This window comes from Mycobacterium sp. TH-M82 (assembly GCF_057473605.1).
Genome location: NZ_JBYCKY010000239.1, coordinates 19,529 through 36,597, shown reverse-complemented (window position 1 = coordinate 36,597; position 17,069 = coordinate 19,529). Strand labels below are relative to the sequence as shown.

Annotated in this window: 14 protein-coding genes; 2 read left to right on the top strand and 12 right to left on the bottom strand. The window is 67.4% G+C overall.

Annotation, left to right across the window (positions count from 1 at the left end; genetic code table 11):
- The first annotated feature begins 76 nt into the window (after positions 1–76).
- Positions 77–880 carry a ParA family protein gene (locus tag AC2VON_RS07220; RefSeq protein ID WP_486952330.1) on the top strand — a complete coding sequence of 268 codons (804 nt, stop codon included), beginning with the start codon at positions 77–79 and terminating at the stop codon, positions 878–880.
- Between the two features lie 175 nt (positions 881–1,055).
- On the opposite strand, the gene AC2VON_RS07215 is transcribed toward AC2VON_RS07220, so the two are convergent.
- Positions 1,056–1,262 carry a hypothetical protein gene (locus AC2VON_RS07215; RefSeq protein WP_486952329.1) on the bottom strand — a complete coding sequence of 69 codons (207 nt, stop codon included), beginning with the start codon at positions 1,260–1,262 and terminating at the stop codon, positions 1,056–1,058.
- On the opposite strand from AC2VON_RS07215, the gene AC2VON_RS07210 reads away from it, so the two are divergent.
- Complete coding sequence (locus AC2VON_RS07210; protein ID WP_486952328.1) at positions 1,261–1,416, top strand: hypothetical protein; 156 nt, start codon at positions 1,261–1,263, stop codon at positions 1,414–1,416. The genes AC2VON_RS07215 and AC2VON_RS07210 overlap by 2 nt on opposite strands.
- A gap of 648 nt (positions 1,417–2,064) precedes the next feature.
- On the opposite strand, the gene AC2VON_RS07205 is transcribed toward AC2VON_RS07210, so the two are convergent.
- The 11 genes from AC2VON_RS07205 to AC2VON_RS07155 all read right to left on the bottom strand — a co-directional run bounded on the left by AC2VON_RS07205 (position 2,065) and on the right by AC2VON_RS07155 (position 17,043).
- The gene (locus tag AC2VON_RS07205) at positions 2,065–3,306 is read right to left on the bottom strand and encodes a C40 family peptidase (RefSeq protein WP_486952327.1); all 1,242 of its coding nucleotides are present in this window, start codon (positions 3,304–3,306) and stop codon (positions 2,065–2,067) included.
- A 2-nt stretch (positions 3,307–3,308) separates the two neighbouring features.
- Positions 3,309–4,538 (bottom strand): transglycosylase SLT domain-containing protein, encoded by a 1,230-nt coding sequence (locus AC2VON_RS07200; RefSeq protein WP_486952326.1) that lies wholly within the window; start codon positions 4,536–4,538, stop codon positions 3,309–3,311.
- Complete coding sequence (locus AC2VON_RS07195) at positions 4,528–5,874, bottom strand: hypothetical protein (protein WP_486952325.1); 1,347 nt, start codon at positions 5,872–5,874, stop codon at positions 4,528–4,530. The genes AC2VON_RS07200 and AC2VON_RS07195 overlap by 11 nt, the downstream gene beginning before the upstream one ends.
- An 83-nt stretch (positions 5,875–5,957) precedes the next feature.
- On the bottom strand, positions 5,958–8,234 hold the full coding sequence (locus tag AC2VON_RS07190; protein ID WP_486952324.1) for an FtsK/SpoIIIE domain-containing protein: 2,277 nt from the start codon (positions 8,232–8,234) through the stop codon (positions 5,958–5,960).
- Complete coding sequence (locus AC2VON_RS07185) at positions 8,231–8,440, bottom strand: hypothetical protein (protein WP_486952323.1); 210 nt, start codon at positions 8,438–8,440, stop codon at positions 8,231–8,233. The genes AC2VON_RS07190 and AC2VON_RS07185 overlap by 4 nt, the downstream gene beginning before the upstream one ends.
- A gap of 173 nt (positions 8,441–8,613) precedes the next feature.
- Entirely contained in the window at positions 8,614–9,432 is an 819-nt protein-coding gene (locus tag AC2VON_RS07180) for an ESX secretion-associated protein EspG (protein WP_486952322.1), read from the bottom strand.
- 43 nt (positions 9,433–9,475) lie between these two features.
- On the bottom strand, positions 9,476–10,885 hold the full coding sequence (locus AC2VON_RS07175) for a C40 family peptidase (RefSeq protein ID WP_486952321.1): 1,410 nt from the start codon (positions 10,883–10,885) through the stop codon (positions 9,476–9,478).
- Positions 10,882–12,075: a hypothetical protein gene (locus tag AC2VON_RS07170; RefSeq protein WP_486952320.1), complete on the bottom strand. Its 1,194-nt coding sequence runs from the start codon at positions 12,073–12,075 to the stop codon at positions 10,882–10,884. Before AC2VON_RS07170 ends, AC2VON_RS07175 begins: the two co-directional genes overlap by 4 nt.
- Positions 12,075–14,120 carry a hypothetical protein gene (locus tag AC2VON_RS07165; RefSeq protein WP_486952319.1) on the bottom strand — a complete coding sequence of 682 codons (2,046 nt, stop codon included), beginning with the start codon at positions 14,118–14,120 and terminating at the stop codon, positions 12,075–12,077. The genes AC2VON_RS07170 and AC2VON_RS07165 overlap by 1 nt, the downstream gene beginning before the upstream one ends.
- Positions 14,117–16,630 carry an ATP-binding protein gene (locus AC2VON_RS07160; protein ID WP_486952318.1) on the bottom strand — a complete coding sequence of 838 codons (2,514 nt, stop codon included), beginning with the start codon at positions 16,628–16,630 and terminating at the stop codon, positions 14,117–14,119. Before AC2VON_RS07160 ends, AC2VON_RS07165 begins: the two co-directional genes overlap by 4 nt.
- Positions 16,627–17,043 carry a hypothetical protein gene (locus tag AC2VON_RS07155; RefSeq protein WP_486952317.1) on the bottom strand — a complete coding sequence of 139 codons (417 nt, stop codon included), beginning with the start codon at positions 17,041–17,043 and terminating at the stop codon, positions 16,627–16,629. Before AC2VON_RS07155 ends, AC2VON_RS07160 begins: the two co-directional genes overlap by 4 nt.
- Positions 17,044–17,069: the final 26 nt, after the last annotated feature.

Sequence of the window (17,069 nt, the reverse complement as noted above, 5' to 3'; positions counted from 1 at the left end):
GTGGGTAATATTCCATACGCTGCGCTAATGGCCCGTTACATACGGTAAGACAATGGCTCCTAACGTAAGGATTCCTATGGCCATCCATGTTTTCGGGAATTTGAAGGGCGGCGTCGGCAAGACGCTCGTGGTGCTCGGGTCCGCCCATGCGGCGGCCGCCATGGGGTTGCGGGTACTCGTCGTCGACACCGACCCCCAGGGCAACGCGACATCCCAGCTGACCGAGTTCAGTGCCGACGAGCCGCCGCCCCTGACGCTGGCCGATGTCCTGGATCGCCAGACCCAGGCGTCGGTGGAAGACACTGTGATTCCGACCCGCCGTCCTGGCATCGATCTGCTGCCGTCGGGATTCGACGGTCTGCAAGCGGTCCAGGATGCGCTGTTCGGCAAGCCTGGCGCGGAGAACTCGTTGAGTAGGGCGTTGCGGCCGGTGGCCGATCGTTGGGATTGCGTTTTCATCGACACCCGGCCGGCAACCGACCTAGTCACCCGCAACGCCTTCATGGCCGCGGACAGCCTGGTGTTGATTCTCGAACCGGAGGTGCCGGCGATCCGCGGCGGCGACCAGACCATGCGGGCTGTCGACGAGTTGGAGGAGTACCTCGGCAAGTCGCTCCCGGTTGCCGGCTGGGTTGTGAACCGGGTGATCAGCAGCCGGCGGGATCACGAGGAGTGGCTGCAGAAGATCCGCGAGCTCGCAGTCGACGATGAGGTGGAGATCCTTGGCGATCCGATACCTCTGATGGCCGATCTCGCACGGCTGACCGTGGTCGGCATGGGCTTGGATGAGCACCCGCGCCCGACTGCCCGAAGTCGGGGCCTGGCAACGAACTTCGCCGAAATCGTTAAGTCCATCGCTCAGGTAAGGATGCCAGCATGACCACCATTCCCAGGCCGAGTTTCCCGAGTCCGCGCCGGCGTAGTTCGATCGGCCAGGCGGCAGCGGCGAACAGTGGGGTAGCCGATCCGGTCCAGACTGCGAACACCCAGCCCGATCGCCCGACTGCGGCGGCGGAAGCAGTAGCGCCGGCGGCGCCTAGCGTTGCGCGAGCAACTCACGTCGAGCGCCCCGTCGAGCAGGAACCGCCGGTGGCTCCTCCGGCCGAAACTCCTGGCCCGACGACGACTCGCGGGCGCGCCCGGCGGGCGCCGCAGAAGCAGCCCCCCCAGGAGATCACCACCTCCAGCACCACTGCGGCGAAGCGGCCCGTTGCCTCGAAGGACATCTTGCTGTCGCTTCCGGAGGATGCTAAGGAGCGCATGGTCAACACCATCACCTGGACGCAGCCGCACACCGGTATTGGCCAGCAGCAGAAGTTCATTCGCAAGGCGATCAATGAGCTGTGCGACCGGTTGGAGCGCGACTTCAACAGCGGTCAGCCGTTCCCTGCGCCCGCTGTGCCGGATGGCGACTAGGTCTGACACCTTGGACCCGAAGACCCATCCTGCACGAGATGCCACAGCGTTCCGCCGCATCGTCGCGGCGGTAGAGGCCGTCCCGGTAGCCGATTCAGAGCTGGTGGAAGTTCGCGCAGCCCGCCGGGCCGGGGATTCTTGGACTGCTATCGCAGTAGCTCTGGGTACGACCCGCCAAGCAGCGCAGCAGCGATTCGCCGAGTTGGGAGACTAAGCCCCAACCGCCCCTTATGTCCCATATGGGTACTAATGGGGGAGTGGGGTTGTGCTTGGCGCACCGTGTTGGGGCGGGCCGCCGATCCTGCCAGGAATTGGTTTCTGCGGGGCCAGGGGTGGCTGTCCCTGTCTCGCGGGCTCGTTCCGCTTCGTGGGGTGTTGACGTTGTTGCCGAACTCCGGCGGATGCTCAAAAAGCCGTTTCGGGTCTTGGCGGACGAGGCCGGGGAGGGCCGCGGCGCGCGGACTTTGGTCCACGGTAAATGCTCGCTTACCTGCCTCATTGGCCCCCGTTGGGCCGATTGCCTCTCCCGGCTGGCCCCTGTTGCGCAATGTCGGTTTCGTGCGCGAGCGGGCCATTCAGCGTGTTTATGCTGGCCAGTGACGGTCTAGGACGCCTCGCGGATGCGTGATCGACACTCTGGGGTGTGGTTTAGGTGACCCGTTTGATGACGATGTGTCCTGAGGGTGCGTTGCTGTATTTGACGGGTACGCCGTTCTGTTGTGCCTCGATGACGCGGCCGTCGCCGGCGAAGATTTGGACGTGTTCTGGGCCTCGGGAGGAGAAGTTGCTGAAGATGAGGTCGCCGGGTCGGGCGTCTCCTGGGGCGATGGTTTGGCCGACTCTGATTTGGTCGTAGGTCTGGCGGGGCAGCATTACCTCGCCGCCGGTGGCTTGGGCTACGGCCCATTGGGCCAGGCCGCTGCAGTCGAAGCCGCCGCCGGTTGGGCCGGTGGTGTTGCCGCCGCCCCAGACGTAGGGCAAGCCGAGGGCGCGGTCGGCGTTCTTGACGACTTGGGCGCCGGTGGACGGGTCTCGGTCGCGGTCGGTGTCGCCCTGTTGTGCGGTATCGCCGTTGCCCAGTGTTTCGGCGGCTTGGGTGAGGGGTTGCAGCATCGACTGCAGGCCCTGGGGCATACCGCCGCCGGCGGGCATGCCTCCGCTAGGCATGCCACCGCTAGGCATGCCGCCCATGGGTGAGCCGGCGCCCATGGGCATTGCTTGCGGCATCATGGCGGCCTGGGGCTGGCCCGCGGCGGCACTGTGCAGTAGGTCTGGTTCGGAGCTGGCCATCAGGGTTGCGGCGTCTGGTGGAGCGTCTCCGGGGCTTTTGGGCCTGTCGTCCTCTGGCAGGTCGGTCGCGTCGGGATCGGTGGGGTCGGCGTCCTCCGGGGCCGGGGCATCGCCTGGTGCGGTGGGCTCTTCGGGGTCAGGTAGGTCGCCAAGGGCTTGTCGGACTGCGTCCCCAGCGATGCTGTACTGGCCGCTCGTCTCGACGACAAGTGATTGCGTCTCGCCGAGGCGGTCCATAGCGGCAGTGATCAGGGCTGCTTGGCCTTCGGGGGTGTCGCTAAACGGGCCCAGGCGGTCTTTGTCGGCTTGCCAGTCGGCCTCAATGACGTCGAGGCCAGTGTGTCCGGTGTGGGCGATGTCGGGGCCGGTTGACATGGCGATAATGGCGCGGGTTTGGGCGTCGGTGAGTTGCCCGCGGGTCACGTGCAGTAGGTCGGAGACGGTGGAGGCGTTGGCTGCTGCGGTGCCGTTCCATTGCTGGGCCTGTTGAGGGGCGCCGCTCGGCGCAATCGGGGGTCTCGGGGTGGCGGGCTGGCCGGTGCCCAGCAGGGTGCGGGCCTGGCTGATTGTGGCGTCGACGACGTCGATGATGCCGGTCATGGTCAGTACCCTCCGCCGGTGGAGTAAGGGTTGGCCTGTGGGATTTTCGCCGCGAGGTCGACCCCACTGCGAGAGACGTGGTAGTGGTGCAGGGCGTAGTTCATGGAGGCGGCGATGTTGGCGACGGGGTCGAAGATGTCGTCGCTGGTCCCCGGGACGTGGTAGGCGCGGAAGGTGCCGGGAACCATCTGGGCCAGGCCGCGTGACGATCCCGCGTGGCCGCCGTCGGCGAGGATCGGGCCGACGGCGTTCGAGTCGCTGTTGTTGATGGCGTGGGCGTCGAATGTCGACTCGCGGCGAATCAGCGTTTGGTAGCCGTCGCGCCAGTGTTGCCGGGCGTCGGGGTCTGTGATCCCCAGGATGTCGAGGGCTTGCTCGATCGCGGCGGTGACGGTCCCTGGCTTGCCGATGTGGGAGCCGGCAGTGGTGCCGTGGGCCTCGTTGGATGAGGTGGGGGCGGTGGGCCAGTCGGAGGCTTTGAAGAAGGGGCTCAGCATGCCGCCGAGCGGGACCATGGCGTTGGCGGGCAGGGATGTGGCCATCGGCAGCAGTGTCCCTGGTAGTTCCATCGCCTGGGACATCATGTCGGGTGCCATGCCGGCCATGGCGGCTAGCGACGAGGCGGGATTGGCGGCTTGGTCAGCGGCGGCGGGTAGGCCGGCGGCCAGGACGGGCATGGTGGGATCGCTGAACGCTGTGTCCTGATCGTCGAAGGCCTCGCCAGCCGGGGGTTCGCCGGCCGTGGCGGCCGCGGTCGGGGAGGGCGGTTCGAGGGGTAGGTCTGCTGTGTGGGTTCGTACGGCGGCCGCGGCGTCGGCGTATTTGGTGGCCGTGTCGGTGATGAGTGTGACGGCCTCGTCGATGGTGGATTGGGCGGCCGGAATCAGTGCGGCCTCGCGTAAGGAGGCTGGGGTAATGATGGTGGTGGCGGCTTTGGCCTGGTCCCATTCGCCGTTGATCACGTCCAGTTGGGTTGTGGCTTGCTGGGCGATGTGGGCGGCGGATTTCGTGAGCGTTGCCACGCCGTTGGAGGCGCTGGTCAGGCGTTGGCGGGACCGTTGCAGTTGTTCGGTTGCGGCCCCTGCGGCGCGGCTTGCGGGGCCTGCCCAGCTGGTGGGCAGGTCCAGTTTCGGAGGTGGCGCGACGGTGGTCGTGCCGGACGGTGTTGGGCCGGTGCCGACGATCCGGCGCACGGTGGCGAGGTAGTCGTCGATGAGGTGTTCAACGCTCATTGTGTGGCGTCGCTGGCAGGCCGAAACCGGGGCTGGCGGGTGCGTGCGTGGTGCCGGCCCCGGCCGGTGTCCGGGCCGGTCCGGTGGCCAGGACCGTGGCGTCGGATGCGGGTGTGGTGCCGGTGGGGGGTGGCTGCGGTGCTGCGGCAACGGGGACGGCGGCCGTGCTGCCGGCGGCGTCCGCCGAGGCGGTGGGATCGAAGAACCCTTTGAAGCCCTGCCAGTCGTTGATCACGCCCAGGGGCTGCAGCTGGCCGTCGGGGCCGATGAGCTGTCCGTTTCCGGCGACGATGGCTGTGTGATCGTCGCAGACTGCGATGTCGCCGGGCTTGACGTCGGCGGGGTCGACCTTGTGGCCCGGGTCGGCGCCATCTGTGGGGATGTCGACGCCGGTGCCGGCGTATGCGGCGGTGGCCATATCACCGGTGCCGGTGGGCTTTTCGAGGGCATTGCGCACCGCCTGGGCGCCTTCAGCGCTGCGGGCGGTGACCACCTGGCCGCCCGGCAGGGTGATCTCCTTGCTGGTGGATGGCGCGTCGGGTTTCGGCTTGGTCTCGGGGTTCGGGGTTGTGGCGGTCCCTGGCGGCGGTGGCGTGTTACCTGCCGGCGGGGCCGTGGCGGCCGTGCCGGCCGCGGGTGCGCCGCCCGGCGCGTTTGAATCCTGAATCGGTGAGGGCTTGAGCACGTCGTCGCCGAGCTTGGACACTTCGGCGGGCTTCATCGCGTCCCCGTCAGAGGCGCTGACGGGGGCGGGTGCGCCCAGTCCGGATCCGCCCAGGGGGCTGAGCCCGGCTGGCATGCCCATGCCGGGGCCGCCGCCGAGGCCCGGCATGCCGCCGCCGAGGCCCGGCATGCCTCCCATGCCCATGTTGCGCAGGCTGTCGGCGATGTCGTTCGCCTTGTTCGCCTTGTCCTGGACATTTTTGGCCAGCTCGTCGACCTGCTGTTGGATTGCGGCCATCCGGCCGGCGTCGGCTTCGGGAGTGGTGCCCTGGGCGGCCAGGCCCGGGTCGAGTTGGCCGCCTTCAGACAGGATGCGTTCGGACAGCATGCGGCCGTCGGCGGAGTTCTCGCCGGCCGCTGCGGCGGCGTTCTCGCCAGCCTTGTGCAGCTCGTCGAGCTGCTTTTTCATCTCCTCCAGTGCGGCGTTGACCTTGTCGATCTCCTCGTGAGCAGGTCCCTGCCCATCGGGGGCGGGCTGGAGTGTCTTTTTCGGGGGCGACGGCAGCAGCAGCATGCCGCCGGCGCCGAAGAGGCCGATGTGAGCAAGTACCTTCAGCTTCTCCAGCATTGGTGCTCGGAACAATGCCAAAATCGGGCTCTCGATGGGTGACATCGCGCGCTCCAGCCCCTTTCGCGTGACCCGCCTACGTGTGGGGCGGTCTTGGCTATGACGCTAAGGCGATTTGCTGGGGGTTCTCAAGAGGAGTTGCGCTGGACCTCGAGCCTGTCGCTGGGGTGTAGTGCGGACACGCAAAGGCGACCGCTGTCCTCGTCTTGCCACATGACCGTGACGGTGCCGTCCTCGCCGATGTCGATCCCATCGACCTCGCCGCGGTGGTCCGCATCGAAGGTGACGTCGTCGCCGGGCTGCAGCTCGCGGGCCTCCACGATCAGGTCCTGCAGGTCGCGATTGCGCACGTCGTCGCCGAGGTTGGCGAGGATTTCGCGCATGTCGAAGCCGAGGCGGGAGTCGCCATCGAACTCGGTTACCTTGCGGCGGAATCCGATCGGGTCCAGGTCGGGGCGCTGGGAGAGGTCAAACCACGGCGCGTTGGCGATCTCATTCCAACTCGCCCCGGCGAGGTCGGGCGGCAGTTCGGGGACATAGCGGGGCACCAGAGCGGTGGGGGGCCGCAGTTCGGCGATCACCTTGGCCTCCTCCTCCTTGGTGCTGTTTGCCGCCGGAGTGAAGTAGTACTGCGTCTCGCGGGGGTCCTGGTGGGTTCCGGTGGACATGCCGCGGCCTTTGATGCGGGGCACGTAGCGGCCGGTGAAGCTGTCCTCGAACAGCATCTCCGCGGCGATGCGCGAGATCGGCCCGACGGAGATCCTGTTGCCGAAGTTGTCGCGGCTTTCGGTGTCGATGAGCGTGGCGTCGGGGCGCTGCATACCCATTACCAGGTGCACGCGAGCGGTTCGGCTCAGGCGGGCCATCTCGTTGACTTCGGTGACGGTGGGGGGATCTTTGGGGCCGCCCTTGGGCTTCAGTCCGGCGTTCCAGAGCCGATCGAGCACGACGCGGAACTGCGCGGCTTCGTCGATGACGACCAGGTAGGGCAGGTTGTCGTCCCACTGGGTCTGGTCCCAGCGGGCACGGGCGTTGCGGTCGTCCATCAGCTTGTACATGCGGTGGATCGTGGCAATCGACTCGAAGGGGTCGCTGCTGATGATGTGCACGTTGGGCCAGCCGACGAAGTCGGAGTACGAGCCGCCCTTGAAGTCGACCAGCACCACCGCCCAGCCGCGTAGGGCGGCCATCATGATGAGCGTGCGCAGGCAGACGGTCTTGCCGGCGCCGGTTTTTCCGCCGACCAGGGTGTGGGGGGAATCCAGCGGATTCCATTCCTGCACACCCAGATCCAGATCGACGCCGTAGGGGAAGCGCGTCTTGGGATATTCGCGGATGGCTTCGGTGATCGATCTAACTGCCGGAACCGGCTTCGGGTAGACCATGGTCGGAAGTTCTGGCTTCGGGGTGAACATCGCTGCTGATGCCGGCATGTCCCACTTGACGCGCCAGTTGCCGCCGACGAGCTCGATCAGGTTCTGCTCGGCGACGCGTTTGCGGAACTCGCCGGTGAGTTTCTTGCCGATGGTGTGTTTGACGGTGAAGCCCTCGGTGAGGTCGCCGGTGACTGCGGCCGTTGATTCGAAGATGTCGCGGACCTTGCGGGTCAGGTCGGCCAGGTCCTCGTCCATCTGCTCGGGCACGAACTCGGTGGCGGTGAAGACCATGCCTGATGGGTCGGCGCTGACGCGGTAGTAGGCGCTGCAGTGGGTGCGCAGCATTCGGCGGATGGTGCTGGCGGGGTCTAGGCGGCGGGCGGCGGGGCCCGCTGCTTCGTCGAGGTCGAGGTTGGGGTCGTCGGTGGGCAGGCTTGCCGACAGGGGTCGGCTGGCCCGGATGGTGATCTTCTGGGGCGTCGCAGACGCCTTGTCCCACCGGATGGCCGGTACTACCCGGGGGGAGGGGCGTTGGTGGCCCAGCGGGGCGTAGAGGGCCTGAATCAGGGTGCTCCGGAGTTGGGTTCGGGCGGCGCTGAGGCGGTAGCGGTCCACGGTCAGTGCTGCGGCGCCGATGGCGGCGGCCAGGGTGAGGCCGGCTGCCGGGATGAGCGGGACGCCGGCGACCCACCGGGTGGCGGCTAGGACTGCTGCTGCTGCTGTGGCGGCGGTGGCGATCGTCGCCGAAGCGGCCGGGGTGGTGATGGCCCACTTCTCGGGCTCGGTGTCGCTGGGGGTGCCGGGGTGGGTGGACGACCAGGTGTGGGCGGCAGCGGATGCGGCGATGAGCAGCGTGGTGGCGACGCCGGCGGCGGTGGGGATGTCGAGGGAGGTAAGCGCGGTGGTGTTGGTGGCCAGGTAGCGGTAGGCGAGCCATCCGGCGCCGGCGATGATGACCAGCACGGCCAGGGCAACCGCGCCGGCGCTCTCCTCGTTGCCGGTGGCCTTGCTCGTCGTCGGGGTGCTCACCGGAATCGTCCTGGGGTGGGGCGCCACACCACGGCGTCGGCAGTGGGGTCCCACGCCACCAGGTAGGTGGGTGCGCTGGGGTGGCGGAGGCGGTCGAGGACACGCCGTGGCAGCTGGTCGGCGGTGGTGTGGAACTCGGTGTGGGCCGCGGCGATCTCAGCCGTTTGCGGACGGCTGGCGAGGCGGGCCAGGAATGGACGTTTCATCATGTCCACCTTCGGGCGCTGCGCAGCCGTTCTCAAGAGGACCAACTGGACCGTTGCGCCGGGTGCCGTAATGAGCTGCGCTGCACGCGTTTTGCCACACAGTGCGTTCGCAGTCCGTGCCCGGGAACCCGGTGGCCGGGGGCTCGCGTGTGGTGGTGTTGCGCGGGGATTCGTCAGGCCGTGTCGAGGCTGGCCAGCAGGGCTCGGATCGCGGATGCGAGGCGGCTGGCGCTCGGCGGTGCGTAGGTGATGTGGGTGCGGTGGTCGGGTCCGACGTGGGGCCAGGCGAGCACGCGTCCGTACTTGTCGGTGTCAAGCAGTGATACGGCGGTCTTGGTGCGGCGGGTGACGCCGTCGACGCGACGCAGTGCGGTGATCTCGGTAGCGACGTCGGGCTTAGACGATGCGTTGAGGATCTCGGCGTCGTGTGTGCTCAGTCCGTAGTCGAGGAGTAGGTCGGTGACTTGGCCTGGCGCGTTATCGCTGATGCGGCGTACGTCGGCGCCTGTCAGCTGTACGCCGCCGCTCAGGGCTGCCGGGGTGTGGCTGCCCAGGACTGCGTCGAGGACGGCGGTGGCGGCGTCAGGCCAGTCGGCCGCCGGCACGAGTTGTGCAAGGACGATGTCGCGGGTGCGGCTGACGGCGACGAATCGGTCGTGGAGTGTGGCGATGGCGACGCGCAGCATGACGTCGGGTGTGCGCAGCGGGATGATGCGGATGGCTAGGGTTTCTTCGGCGTCGGCGACGGTCCGCATCATTCTGGTGATTTCCGGGACGACGCCGGTGGGGGTGATGATGCCCCGCTCGGTGAGCCGGTTGCGTTGGAGGTTCTTCCAGGAGTCGGCGAGGTCTGGGCCGGTCATCGGGTTGTAGAGGGCGAGCACCTCGGGTAGGCGGCCTGAGAGGTCGAGGTGTTCGACCAGGTAGGCGGCTTCGTCGACGCTGACTTCGAAGCCGTCGGTGGTGGTGTCTTCACCGCTGGTGGCAATCATGGGCTGGGGGCCTTCCCGGTGGTGTTCGGTGCGTGTGTGTCAGTTATAGAACGCGGCGGGCCTGGGCGCCTGAGGGGACCTGTGCGACGCGGACGGGGGCGCCGCGGTGCGGTGCTTCGATGACTTGGCCGTTGCCGATGTAGATCGCGACGTGTTCGGGGCGCCCGGGTGCAGAGAAGTTGCTGAACACCAGGTCTCCCGGGACGAGCCGGTTGAGGGCTACGGCGCGGCCGGAGTGGATCTGGTCGTAGGTCGTGCGGGGCAGGATGAGTCGGCCGTGTGTCCCTTTGGCGATGGCGTACGAGGTCAGGCCGCTGCAGTCGAAGCCGCCCTTGCTGGGGCCCAGGGCGCCTCCGCCTCCCCAGACATACGGGATTCCCAGGGCGCTGCGGGCCGCCCGGACGGCGTCTGCACCCATACCGCTGCCGACTGTGCCGGCGTGCAGTGTGTCGGTGGGAGCGGTGGCGGTCAGGTAGTCCTGGATCAGGGATCGCACGAATTTGGCGTCGGTCAGTTTTTCACGGGCGGCGGCGCTCACAATGCCGCCGGCGTCGTCGAGGGCTTTGCGCATGGCGGTCATCACGGCGGTTTGGGCTTCTGGGGTGTTGCCTTGTGCTCCGGCGGAGGTCAGTGCGGTCTCGACGTCGGTGATGACGTTCTTGATCTTCGCGCGATCAGCTTCGGTACGTGCCGAGGAAAGGCCGAGGACCTCGCCGAGGCGCCGTTCGACTTCACGCAGTGCGTCGACCTGGCGGGCGAGGTCCTGATTGTGGGAGCGGGCGGCGTCGCCGGCGATGCCCTCGCCGGCCAGGTCTCCCAGGGGGCCCGCTAGTGCGTCTGCAGAGTCGGAGGCGAGGCGGGCGGACGGTGTTGCGGGTGGTTGGCCTGTGCCGAGTTGGTTGGCCAGCTGGGCGAGCTGGGGGAGGACGGCGGAGGCCAGGGAGGGTACCAGTGAGCCGAGGCCTTGCAGTGCTGCTGCGGGGAGTCCGGTGGCGGCGGCCATCAAGGGGCCGGTCAGTTGGGGTCCGAGGTTGGCCAGGCCGTTGAGGGCACTGGCCATGTCGGGCGGCATGGTCGCTGCTGGATCGGTGGGCGTGTCCGCATTCTCCTCAGGTTTCCCGTCGGCCTTGCCTCCTTGCCCTGGATGGTCGGATTTGTCGTCGCCTTCAGCTTTCGCGTCGATGGGGGCAGTGTCCGTCGTCGGGTTGTTCCCTGGCGTCGCGTTGCCGAGGTTGGCGGCTTGCGGGGTGGCGGTGGCCGTGGTGGTCGGTGCGGTGGGGGCGGGGCTTGACAGGGGTGGCGTTGCCAGCGGCGTTGCCCCGGAGTCGCCGTTGAGCGAGAAGGGCTTCGGCTTGCCGTTGGTGCCGGTGCCGGCGTGGGTTTCGTCGCTGGCGAAGTCCCCGGTGGTGGGGTCGACGGCGGGGGCGGTGATGATCGGGGCCGGGTGGGTCACGAGGTTGCTCCTTGCTGGATTCTGCGGATCAGCCGGTTGGGGCCGATCGGAACGGTTTCGGGGCCGGGGTGCCCGGGCAGCACGGTGACCATGACGGTGTCGGTGAGGGCGATCCCGGCCAGGTGTGGTCCCTGTTTGGCGCTGATGTCGGTGTAGATGATGTCGCCGGGGTCGGGTGCGGTGTCGACGCGGTAGCCCAGGCGGAGCTGGCCGGTGATGTTGTCCGGGATGGGCGTGCCCAGGGTGTCCGTGAGCAGTTCGGCGACGAACTGCGCCGAGTCGGTGGGGAGCCGCTGCGGCTGTTCGGGTGCTCGGGTCGGGGTCTCGCCGTCTTGCGGTGTCGGGTCGGTGGCGATGGCGTGTTGGGCGTGGGCAGCGATCGCCGGCCCGTCGGGGTTGCGACGGGTGGCGATCGGGGGTAGTTCGGCGGTCAGGGCTGATAGACAGGCGGCGGCGTCTGGGGCTGCGGAGGCTGCTGCGCTCGCCTCGCTCGGGTTGAGCACGGTGGTGGCCACCGGTGGTAGAGGGCGCTGGCGGGGTTGGGTCGTGTTCGTGGTTGTGGTCGGTGCCACCGAGGTCAGCAGGGGCACTGTCGGGGTGGACGTTGTTGTGGCGGCGGGGATGCGGGCCTCGGCTTCGCTGGCCAGGGCCTCGAACGCGTCGGGGGTGAGTCCGGTGATTTCGGCCGCGAGTTCCGCGGACGTACGGTCACGCCACTGAGGGTCCGCATCGACCATGTGATCGAGTGCCAAGGCGGTGGAGACCTCCGGTGTCATCAGTTCGGCGGGACTGCCCCAGGACAGTGGCAGTCCCAGGGCGCCGGCGCCGGTGTCGATCAGGGCGCTATGCGCATAGCGCTGGGTTGCGGTGTCGGTTCGGTTCGCGGCGTTCGCCAGTCCGGTTGCGCGCAGTGCGATTGCCACGGTCACGGTTGCTCCCTGGTTGCCGAATCCCAGTGTTGTGGCGGTCTGGGCGATCTTCAACAGGACCTCGTCGGGGGTTGGGGCGGGATCCGGTGGGTTTGCCACGATGGCGCCGCGGATACCCAGGGCTGCGGTGCAGGTGTTGTAGAAGACTTGGGTGGTCTGGCCGGGCAGGGTGAGCATCGTGATGATGATCGGAAAGGCCACCAGCGGCCCCATTACCGCTGCCGGTACGGCGATCAGCAGCACCTTGGTGATGGTGGACATCAGCGTTGCTTGCTGCGGGCCATGCGTTGACCCCTGACATCGCCGTGGGATTCGAGGACGCCTGCAGCAGCGGGTTCCTGGGTCGACTCTTGGTAGTCGGCGATTTGGCGGGCGAGGTGGGCGATGGCCGGGTGGATACCCGGGGTGGGGCGTTCGGTTTCGGGTGCAGGGTCGTTGCTTGAGCTTGCGGGTTCCGCGCTGCGGCCGTTGCGGGTGGTGGTGGCTCCGGACAGCAGCGTCGACTGTTGGTGGACCTGCCCGCTGAAGGAAACGTCGGGAGCAGGTCCGGCCAGAGTTCCGGGCCCGGGGGAGCGGGGTCCTGCAGGGTTGGGTCGAGGACTAGGACCGGCGGAAGGCCTGGTCAGTGCCCTGCGTTGCTGGTGGGCTGGGTTTGCGGAGGACACCGATTGCCGCGTTGGGTCGGCTGACTCGGCAAAGGCAACGGTGGATGGCCCCGCGGCCGGGGCTTGGTTCGGGCTGGTGAAGCGTGGCGCTACATCAGTCGGGGTCGCCGCTGGCTCGTAGGCCGTGGAGGTGACGGCGTAGGGCGACGTGGGTGGCGACTTTCTGTTGCTGGTGCGTTTGTCGCCCTTGAGGCGCTTGGCGTTGACGCGGTGCTGAAGCTGGTCGCCAGCAGCCAGGTATGGGGCTGCCTCGGGCGCTACGACGCTGATGCCGTATTTGACGCCCGTCTTGACGGCGCCGCGAGTCAGACGGCCCACCTTCTGCGCGGTAGTGGGGACCGAGGCCGGCGCCTGGGAATGTCCCGATTCGCCACCGCCGTCGGTAAATCGTTGGACCGCCTGAACGGTGCGCTTGCGATGCTCGACGATGCTCTTGCGGACGAACCACATTCCGACGAGCAGGGCCACTATCAGCACGACCACCATGGGCATCGCTACGGCGATATCGCCGCCGACGGCATTGAACAGTGCTGATACGAGCAGCCCGGTGATCCCGATAAGTGCGAACATCGCTGTCATGCCGACGAAGCAGACCACTGCACCGAGCCCTGCCTTGATGGCCAAGGTCTGGTTTGCTCCCGGAATCCAGCCGGTCACCAGCGCAACGATGGCAACTATCAGCCAGATGATCGTCGCGATGCCCAGCACTATGGCGAGGATGCTTTCGCAGCCGTGGACGAAGAGCATCGTCGGGGCGAACAGGAGCGAGGAAAAGGCCACCGTCTTGCGGCTATCGGGGTCGCTCATCGCGTAGTCGTGCAGTTCCTCGCCGTGTGGGCAGCCCTTTTCGACGGCATCTTTGACTTTGTCGATGGGGCCGGTGGTGATGGCGGCCGACCAGACGGCACCGCAGTTGTAGGGGGCGGCGTCGAGGTCGGCACCGAAGTTCCAGACGAGGGTCGGGGTTCGGACGTAGTGGTCGGCCAGCTGTTGCGTCATCTCCTTCACCGCTTGATCCCCGCTCAGGGATTTTCCGGATAGCTCACTGACGCTTTCGGCTGCGATGTCACGGCCCATCGCCAAAAAGCCGGAGGGGCCGACCGCTTCGCCGATCGGTTTACTTCCCACCGTGACGGCGAGGCACGCCAGAAGAATGGCCACGGTTGCCTGGGCCGCGGCGCGGCCCACCTTGCCCAGGGCCACGTTGATCGCGATGAAACAGGTTGCGGCGAAGCCCACGGCCAGCAGTACTTCGGGTGAGTGCACCATTGCGGTCAACTGGGTGCCCATGAATTCGACAGGCCCGGAGATGATCTTGAGCCACCGCAGGGAATACGCGTAGTCGGGTAACCAGATTGCGTAGCCGATGACGGACTTGTAGAAGCCGTAGAGCCAGTGCATGCTCAGCGAGCTCGGGACAGCTGACGGGTCGGTGACGCTGCCGTTGTTCAGGGACAACCCGTAGAGGCCGATGGGGACATCTGCACTGTCAGAGATGCCGAGCCAGACGGCGCCGACGGCTGTGCCGCCGGCCGCCCAGGCCGGTGCGGCGTTGACGAGGCTGTAGGCCGATGGGGTCAGCAGCAGAGCTGTCCGACGAACCAGGCGGCGGGCGGCGGCGAACGGGTTCCTGTCGGTCACCGTGGCTCCCCGGGGGTGGTGTTGACCGCCGCGGCCCTGTCTGGGCGAGCGGGCAGGCGGATCTTGACTTCACCGAGCCGCCGGCGGAGGTCCTTCATGAGGCATTCGCCCGGGTTGGCGTTCGTGAGGTACTTGACCAGATCTGGGTTGCTCGCGGCGTCTTCGCTGGACATACGCAGGGCCTCGGCGGCCAGTCTTTCGTCAACCTGACGAAACAGGAACAACGTCGGGATCAGGCGGGCGAACCGCCCGTAGTGCGCGGGATCCTGTGAGGCCAGGCCGATGGCGCAGTCGTGTTTGCGGCCGTCGATGACGAAGTCGTCGATGATCGGGCCGCCGATGACTGAGCGGGTGAGGTGGCGGGCTTCGTCGAGCAGGAACAGTCCGAACCGGGCGTTGGGGTCATCGGGTTCGGAGAACAGGACCTGGCGGGCGATGGTGGCGAACAGGTTGTAGATGACGTCGCCGAACAGTTTGGTGGGGTCGTCGGCGGCGTTCTCGTTCTCGCTGGGCAGGGCGAGTTTGTTGGTGCGCAAGATGACCATCGGCGCATCCAGCGGCAGTGGTGGCAGGTCGCTGGCGAACAGGGCCCGGGCGTAGGTGCGCTGGGACCAGAAGCGCAGTTGCGCGGCCAGTTTCGCGATCACCTGGGGGTCGTTGTCGACCAGCGCGGCGGCCTGGTCTGGGTTCCGGGCGAGGCCAGCGGCATGGGTGACCAGTTCGGGCAGCCCGTGGATCTTGTGCCGGGCGCGGTAGTTGGGCTCGATCAGGTCGGAGAGCAGGGTTGATTCGGGGCTACCGGAGCGGATTTGAAACAGGCGCATCAGCACGGGTAGGACGCGCTCGGCTACATCGGCGCCGGGGACGATGCGCAGGAGGTCCAGTGTGTACTCGGGGTTGGTGGGGTCGATGACGACCGCGCCGGGCTGGGATTGGGCGATCGTGACGTATTCGCCGCGGGCGGACCGGTCGATCGCGAAGACCTGCCCTCCCAGATCCAGGGTCGCGTAGGTGATGGTTTTCAGACATACGGATTTGCCGGAGCCGAGGTCGCCGACGAGGGCGAAGGAGGCGGACTTGTCTTTCTCGGTGACGCCGAGCAGATCGAAGTAGACCGGTTCACGGAATCCGGACAGTTGGTTTTCGCCCAGGCAGGGGCCGTTGTCGTCGCCGATCTGGGAGACGGTGATGGGGGCGAACTGGGCGAAGATGTCGGTGGCGGTGAAGTGGGTGTAGTCCGCGGTCACGCGCTGGGGTGGGTATCCGGGTTGGCAGGCCGCCCATAGCTCTTCCTGGGCGCCTCTGAGGTCGGTGAGCTTGATGGGGATGTCGGTGAAGGTGCGCTTGATGTCGCGCACGCGGTCCTGGAGCTCTTCGAGGCTCTGGGCGGAGACGGCGATGATCGGGCAGAACCCGATTTCGGTCTCGGCCGCGTTGGCTTCGAGGTGGTTGTTGTATTGGGTCAGCAGCCGCCCGCGCGTGACGAGGAAGTTCTGGGCGAAGCTCATTTCGCTGTCGCGCTCGTCCATCTGCTCGGAGAGCCGCTTGAGCGAGGTGGTGTTGGCGGCCAGCGCATCAGCGCGGTTGCGGATCCAGGTGTGCAGTGTGTAGTCGATTCCGGCGCCCTCGAAGTAGTTGAGCAGCGCGAATATCTGGTCGGCCACGCCGGGCCAGCCCAGGGGTGCGGGGAAGTCGTCGACGACGAGGAAGGTCTGGAAGGTTTCGGGGATGTCGCTGTCGAGGAATGACAGTTTCACGGCCCGGGGCAGGCGTGGGTCCAGTGAGCCGTCGAGCCGGAAGCCGCGGCCGCGGCGCACGGGCTGGGCGGGGCCGGCGGAGCAGTGGGGGAAGGGGCGTGGGGCGGAGGGGTCCGGTTCGGCTCCGTCGAGTGCTGCGAGGTAGTCGCGGTAGTCCACGCCGCGGGTGTGGCAGCGGTCCCAGAGCCAGTGCATCTGCTCTTCGGTGGCGCGCCGGGGCGCGAAGGAGGCTGGGATTTTTCGTTCGGCTTCCAGGGCAAGGGGCAGGAAGTGCGCGATGTCCTTGGTGGTCGGTTGGTAGCCGTCGGGCAGTGCGCCGGCGCGGGCTGGGGCGCACAGTGGGACTGAGAGCCAGTGGATGCGTTCGGCTGGTGCCGGGTCTTGGTGTTCGATTTCGGTGAGTCGGGCCGAGGCCTCGATCGCGTAGTCGTTGAACTGGCGTAGGAAGTCGCCTGGTTGGCCGGCGGCGTTGGAGCGGCGGGCAGCTCGTCGCGCCGAGGAGATGATGTTCTCGGCGATGGTGGAGGTGGCGATGGGGGCTACGACGCTGGTCAAGGTCGCGGCGGGCAGATCGCTGAACAGGTGTCGGTGGTCGTTGGCGACGTCGCGTTTTTCGGCGGTTTCCTCGTGGCCGTTGGGGCGCGCGGTGAGCAGCCATTCGGCGTAGACGACGCCGGTGCGGGTCCATCGCAGGTTGTGGGTGACTGCGAGTGTGGGTTGTCCCAGGGACACCAGTTGTTGTGCCGAGATCATGAGTGCAGGAACTCCAGGTCGAGGGCGTGGGTGTCGTGGCCGGTCGTGGTTGGGCGGCGTGTTGTTGCGGGGCGGCCTCCGGTGCTCAGTGGTGCGCGGTAGAGCAGGGGGCGGACCAGCCAGATCAGTCGCGAGGTAGTCCGGGCCATCGAGAACCCGATGCGGCGGGCCATGATCACCGAGGGGATGGCGATCGCGAAGCCGACGAACAGCGTCGCCAGGATCGGGGGGTGGAACAGTTCGAAGATCGCGAGGATTCCGATGGCGGATGCGGCGATGACCCCGATTTGGGTGTAGCTGAACGGTCCGAAGGGGATCGATTGGCCGTTGGGGAATTTTCCGACCAGCTTGGGGAATTTGCGGGCCAGGGTGTAGACGACGACGAAGGAGACGAACTCCCTGGCCTTCTTCATCGTTGCTCGCGTTCTGTTGCTGGTGG

Excerpts from the sequence above, each read along its gene's own strand:
- AC2VON_RS07195 (WP_486952325.1), bottom strand. The coding sequence starts at position 5,874 with ATGTCACCCATCGAGAGCCCGATTTTGGCATTGTTCCGAGCACCAATG.
- AC2VON_RS07160 (WP_486952318.1), bottom strand. The coding sequence starts at position 16,630 with ATGATCTCGGCACAACAACTGGTGTCCCTGGGACAACCCACACTCGCA.
- AC2VON_RS07210 (WP_486952328.1), top strand. The coding sequence starts at position 1,261 with ATGGTCAACACCATCACCTGGACGCAGCCGCACACCGGTATTGGCCAG.
- AC2VON_RS07205 (WP_486952327.1), bottom strand. The coding sequence starts at position 3,306 with ATGACCGGCATCATCGACGTCGTCGACGCCACAATCAGCCAGGCCCGC.
- AC2VON_RS07170 (WP_486952320.1), bottom strand. The coding sequence starts at position 12,075 with ATGTCCACCATCACCAAGGTGCTGCTGATCGCCGTACCGGCAGCGGTA.
- AC2VON_RS07185 (WP_486952323.1), bottom strand. The coding sequence starts at position 8,440 with ATGAAACGTCCATTCCTGGCCCGCCTCGCCAGCCGTCCGCAAACGGCT.
- AC2VON_RS07220 (WP_486952330.1), top strand. The coding sequence starts at position 77 with ATGGCCATCCATGTTTTCGGGAATTTGAAGGGCGGCGTCGGCAAGACG.
- AC2VON_RS07200 (WP_486952326.1), bottom strand. The coding sequence starts at position 4,538 with ATGAGCGTTGAACACCTCATCGACGACTACCTCGCCACCGTGCGCCGG.
- AC2VON_RS07155 (WP_486952317.1), bottom strand. The coding sequence starts at position 17,043 with ATGAAGAAGGCCAGGGAGTTCGTCTCCTTCGTCGTCGTCTACACCCTG.
- AC2VON_RS07180 (WP_486952322.1), bottom strand. The coding sequence starts at position 9,432 with ATGATTGCCACCAGCGGTGAAGACACCACCACCGACGGCTTCGAAGTC.
- AC2VON_RS07215 (WP_486952329.1), bottom strand. The coding sequence starts at position 1,262 with ATGCGCTCCTTAGCATCCTCCGGAAGCGACAGCAAGATGTCCTTCGAG.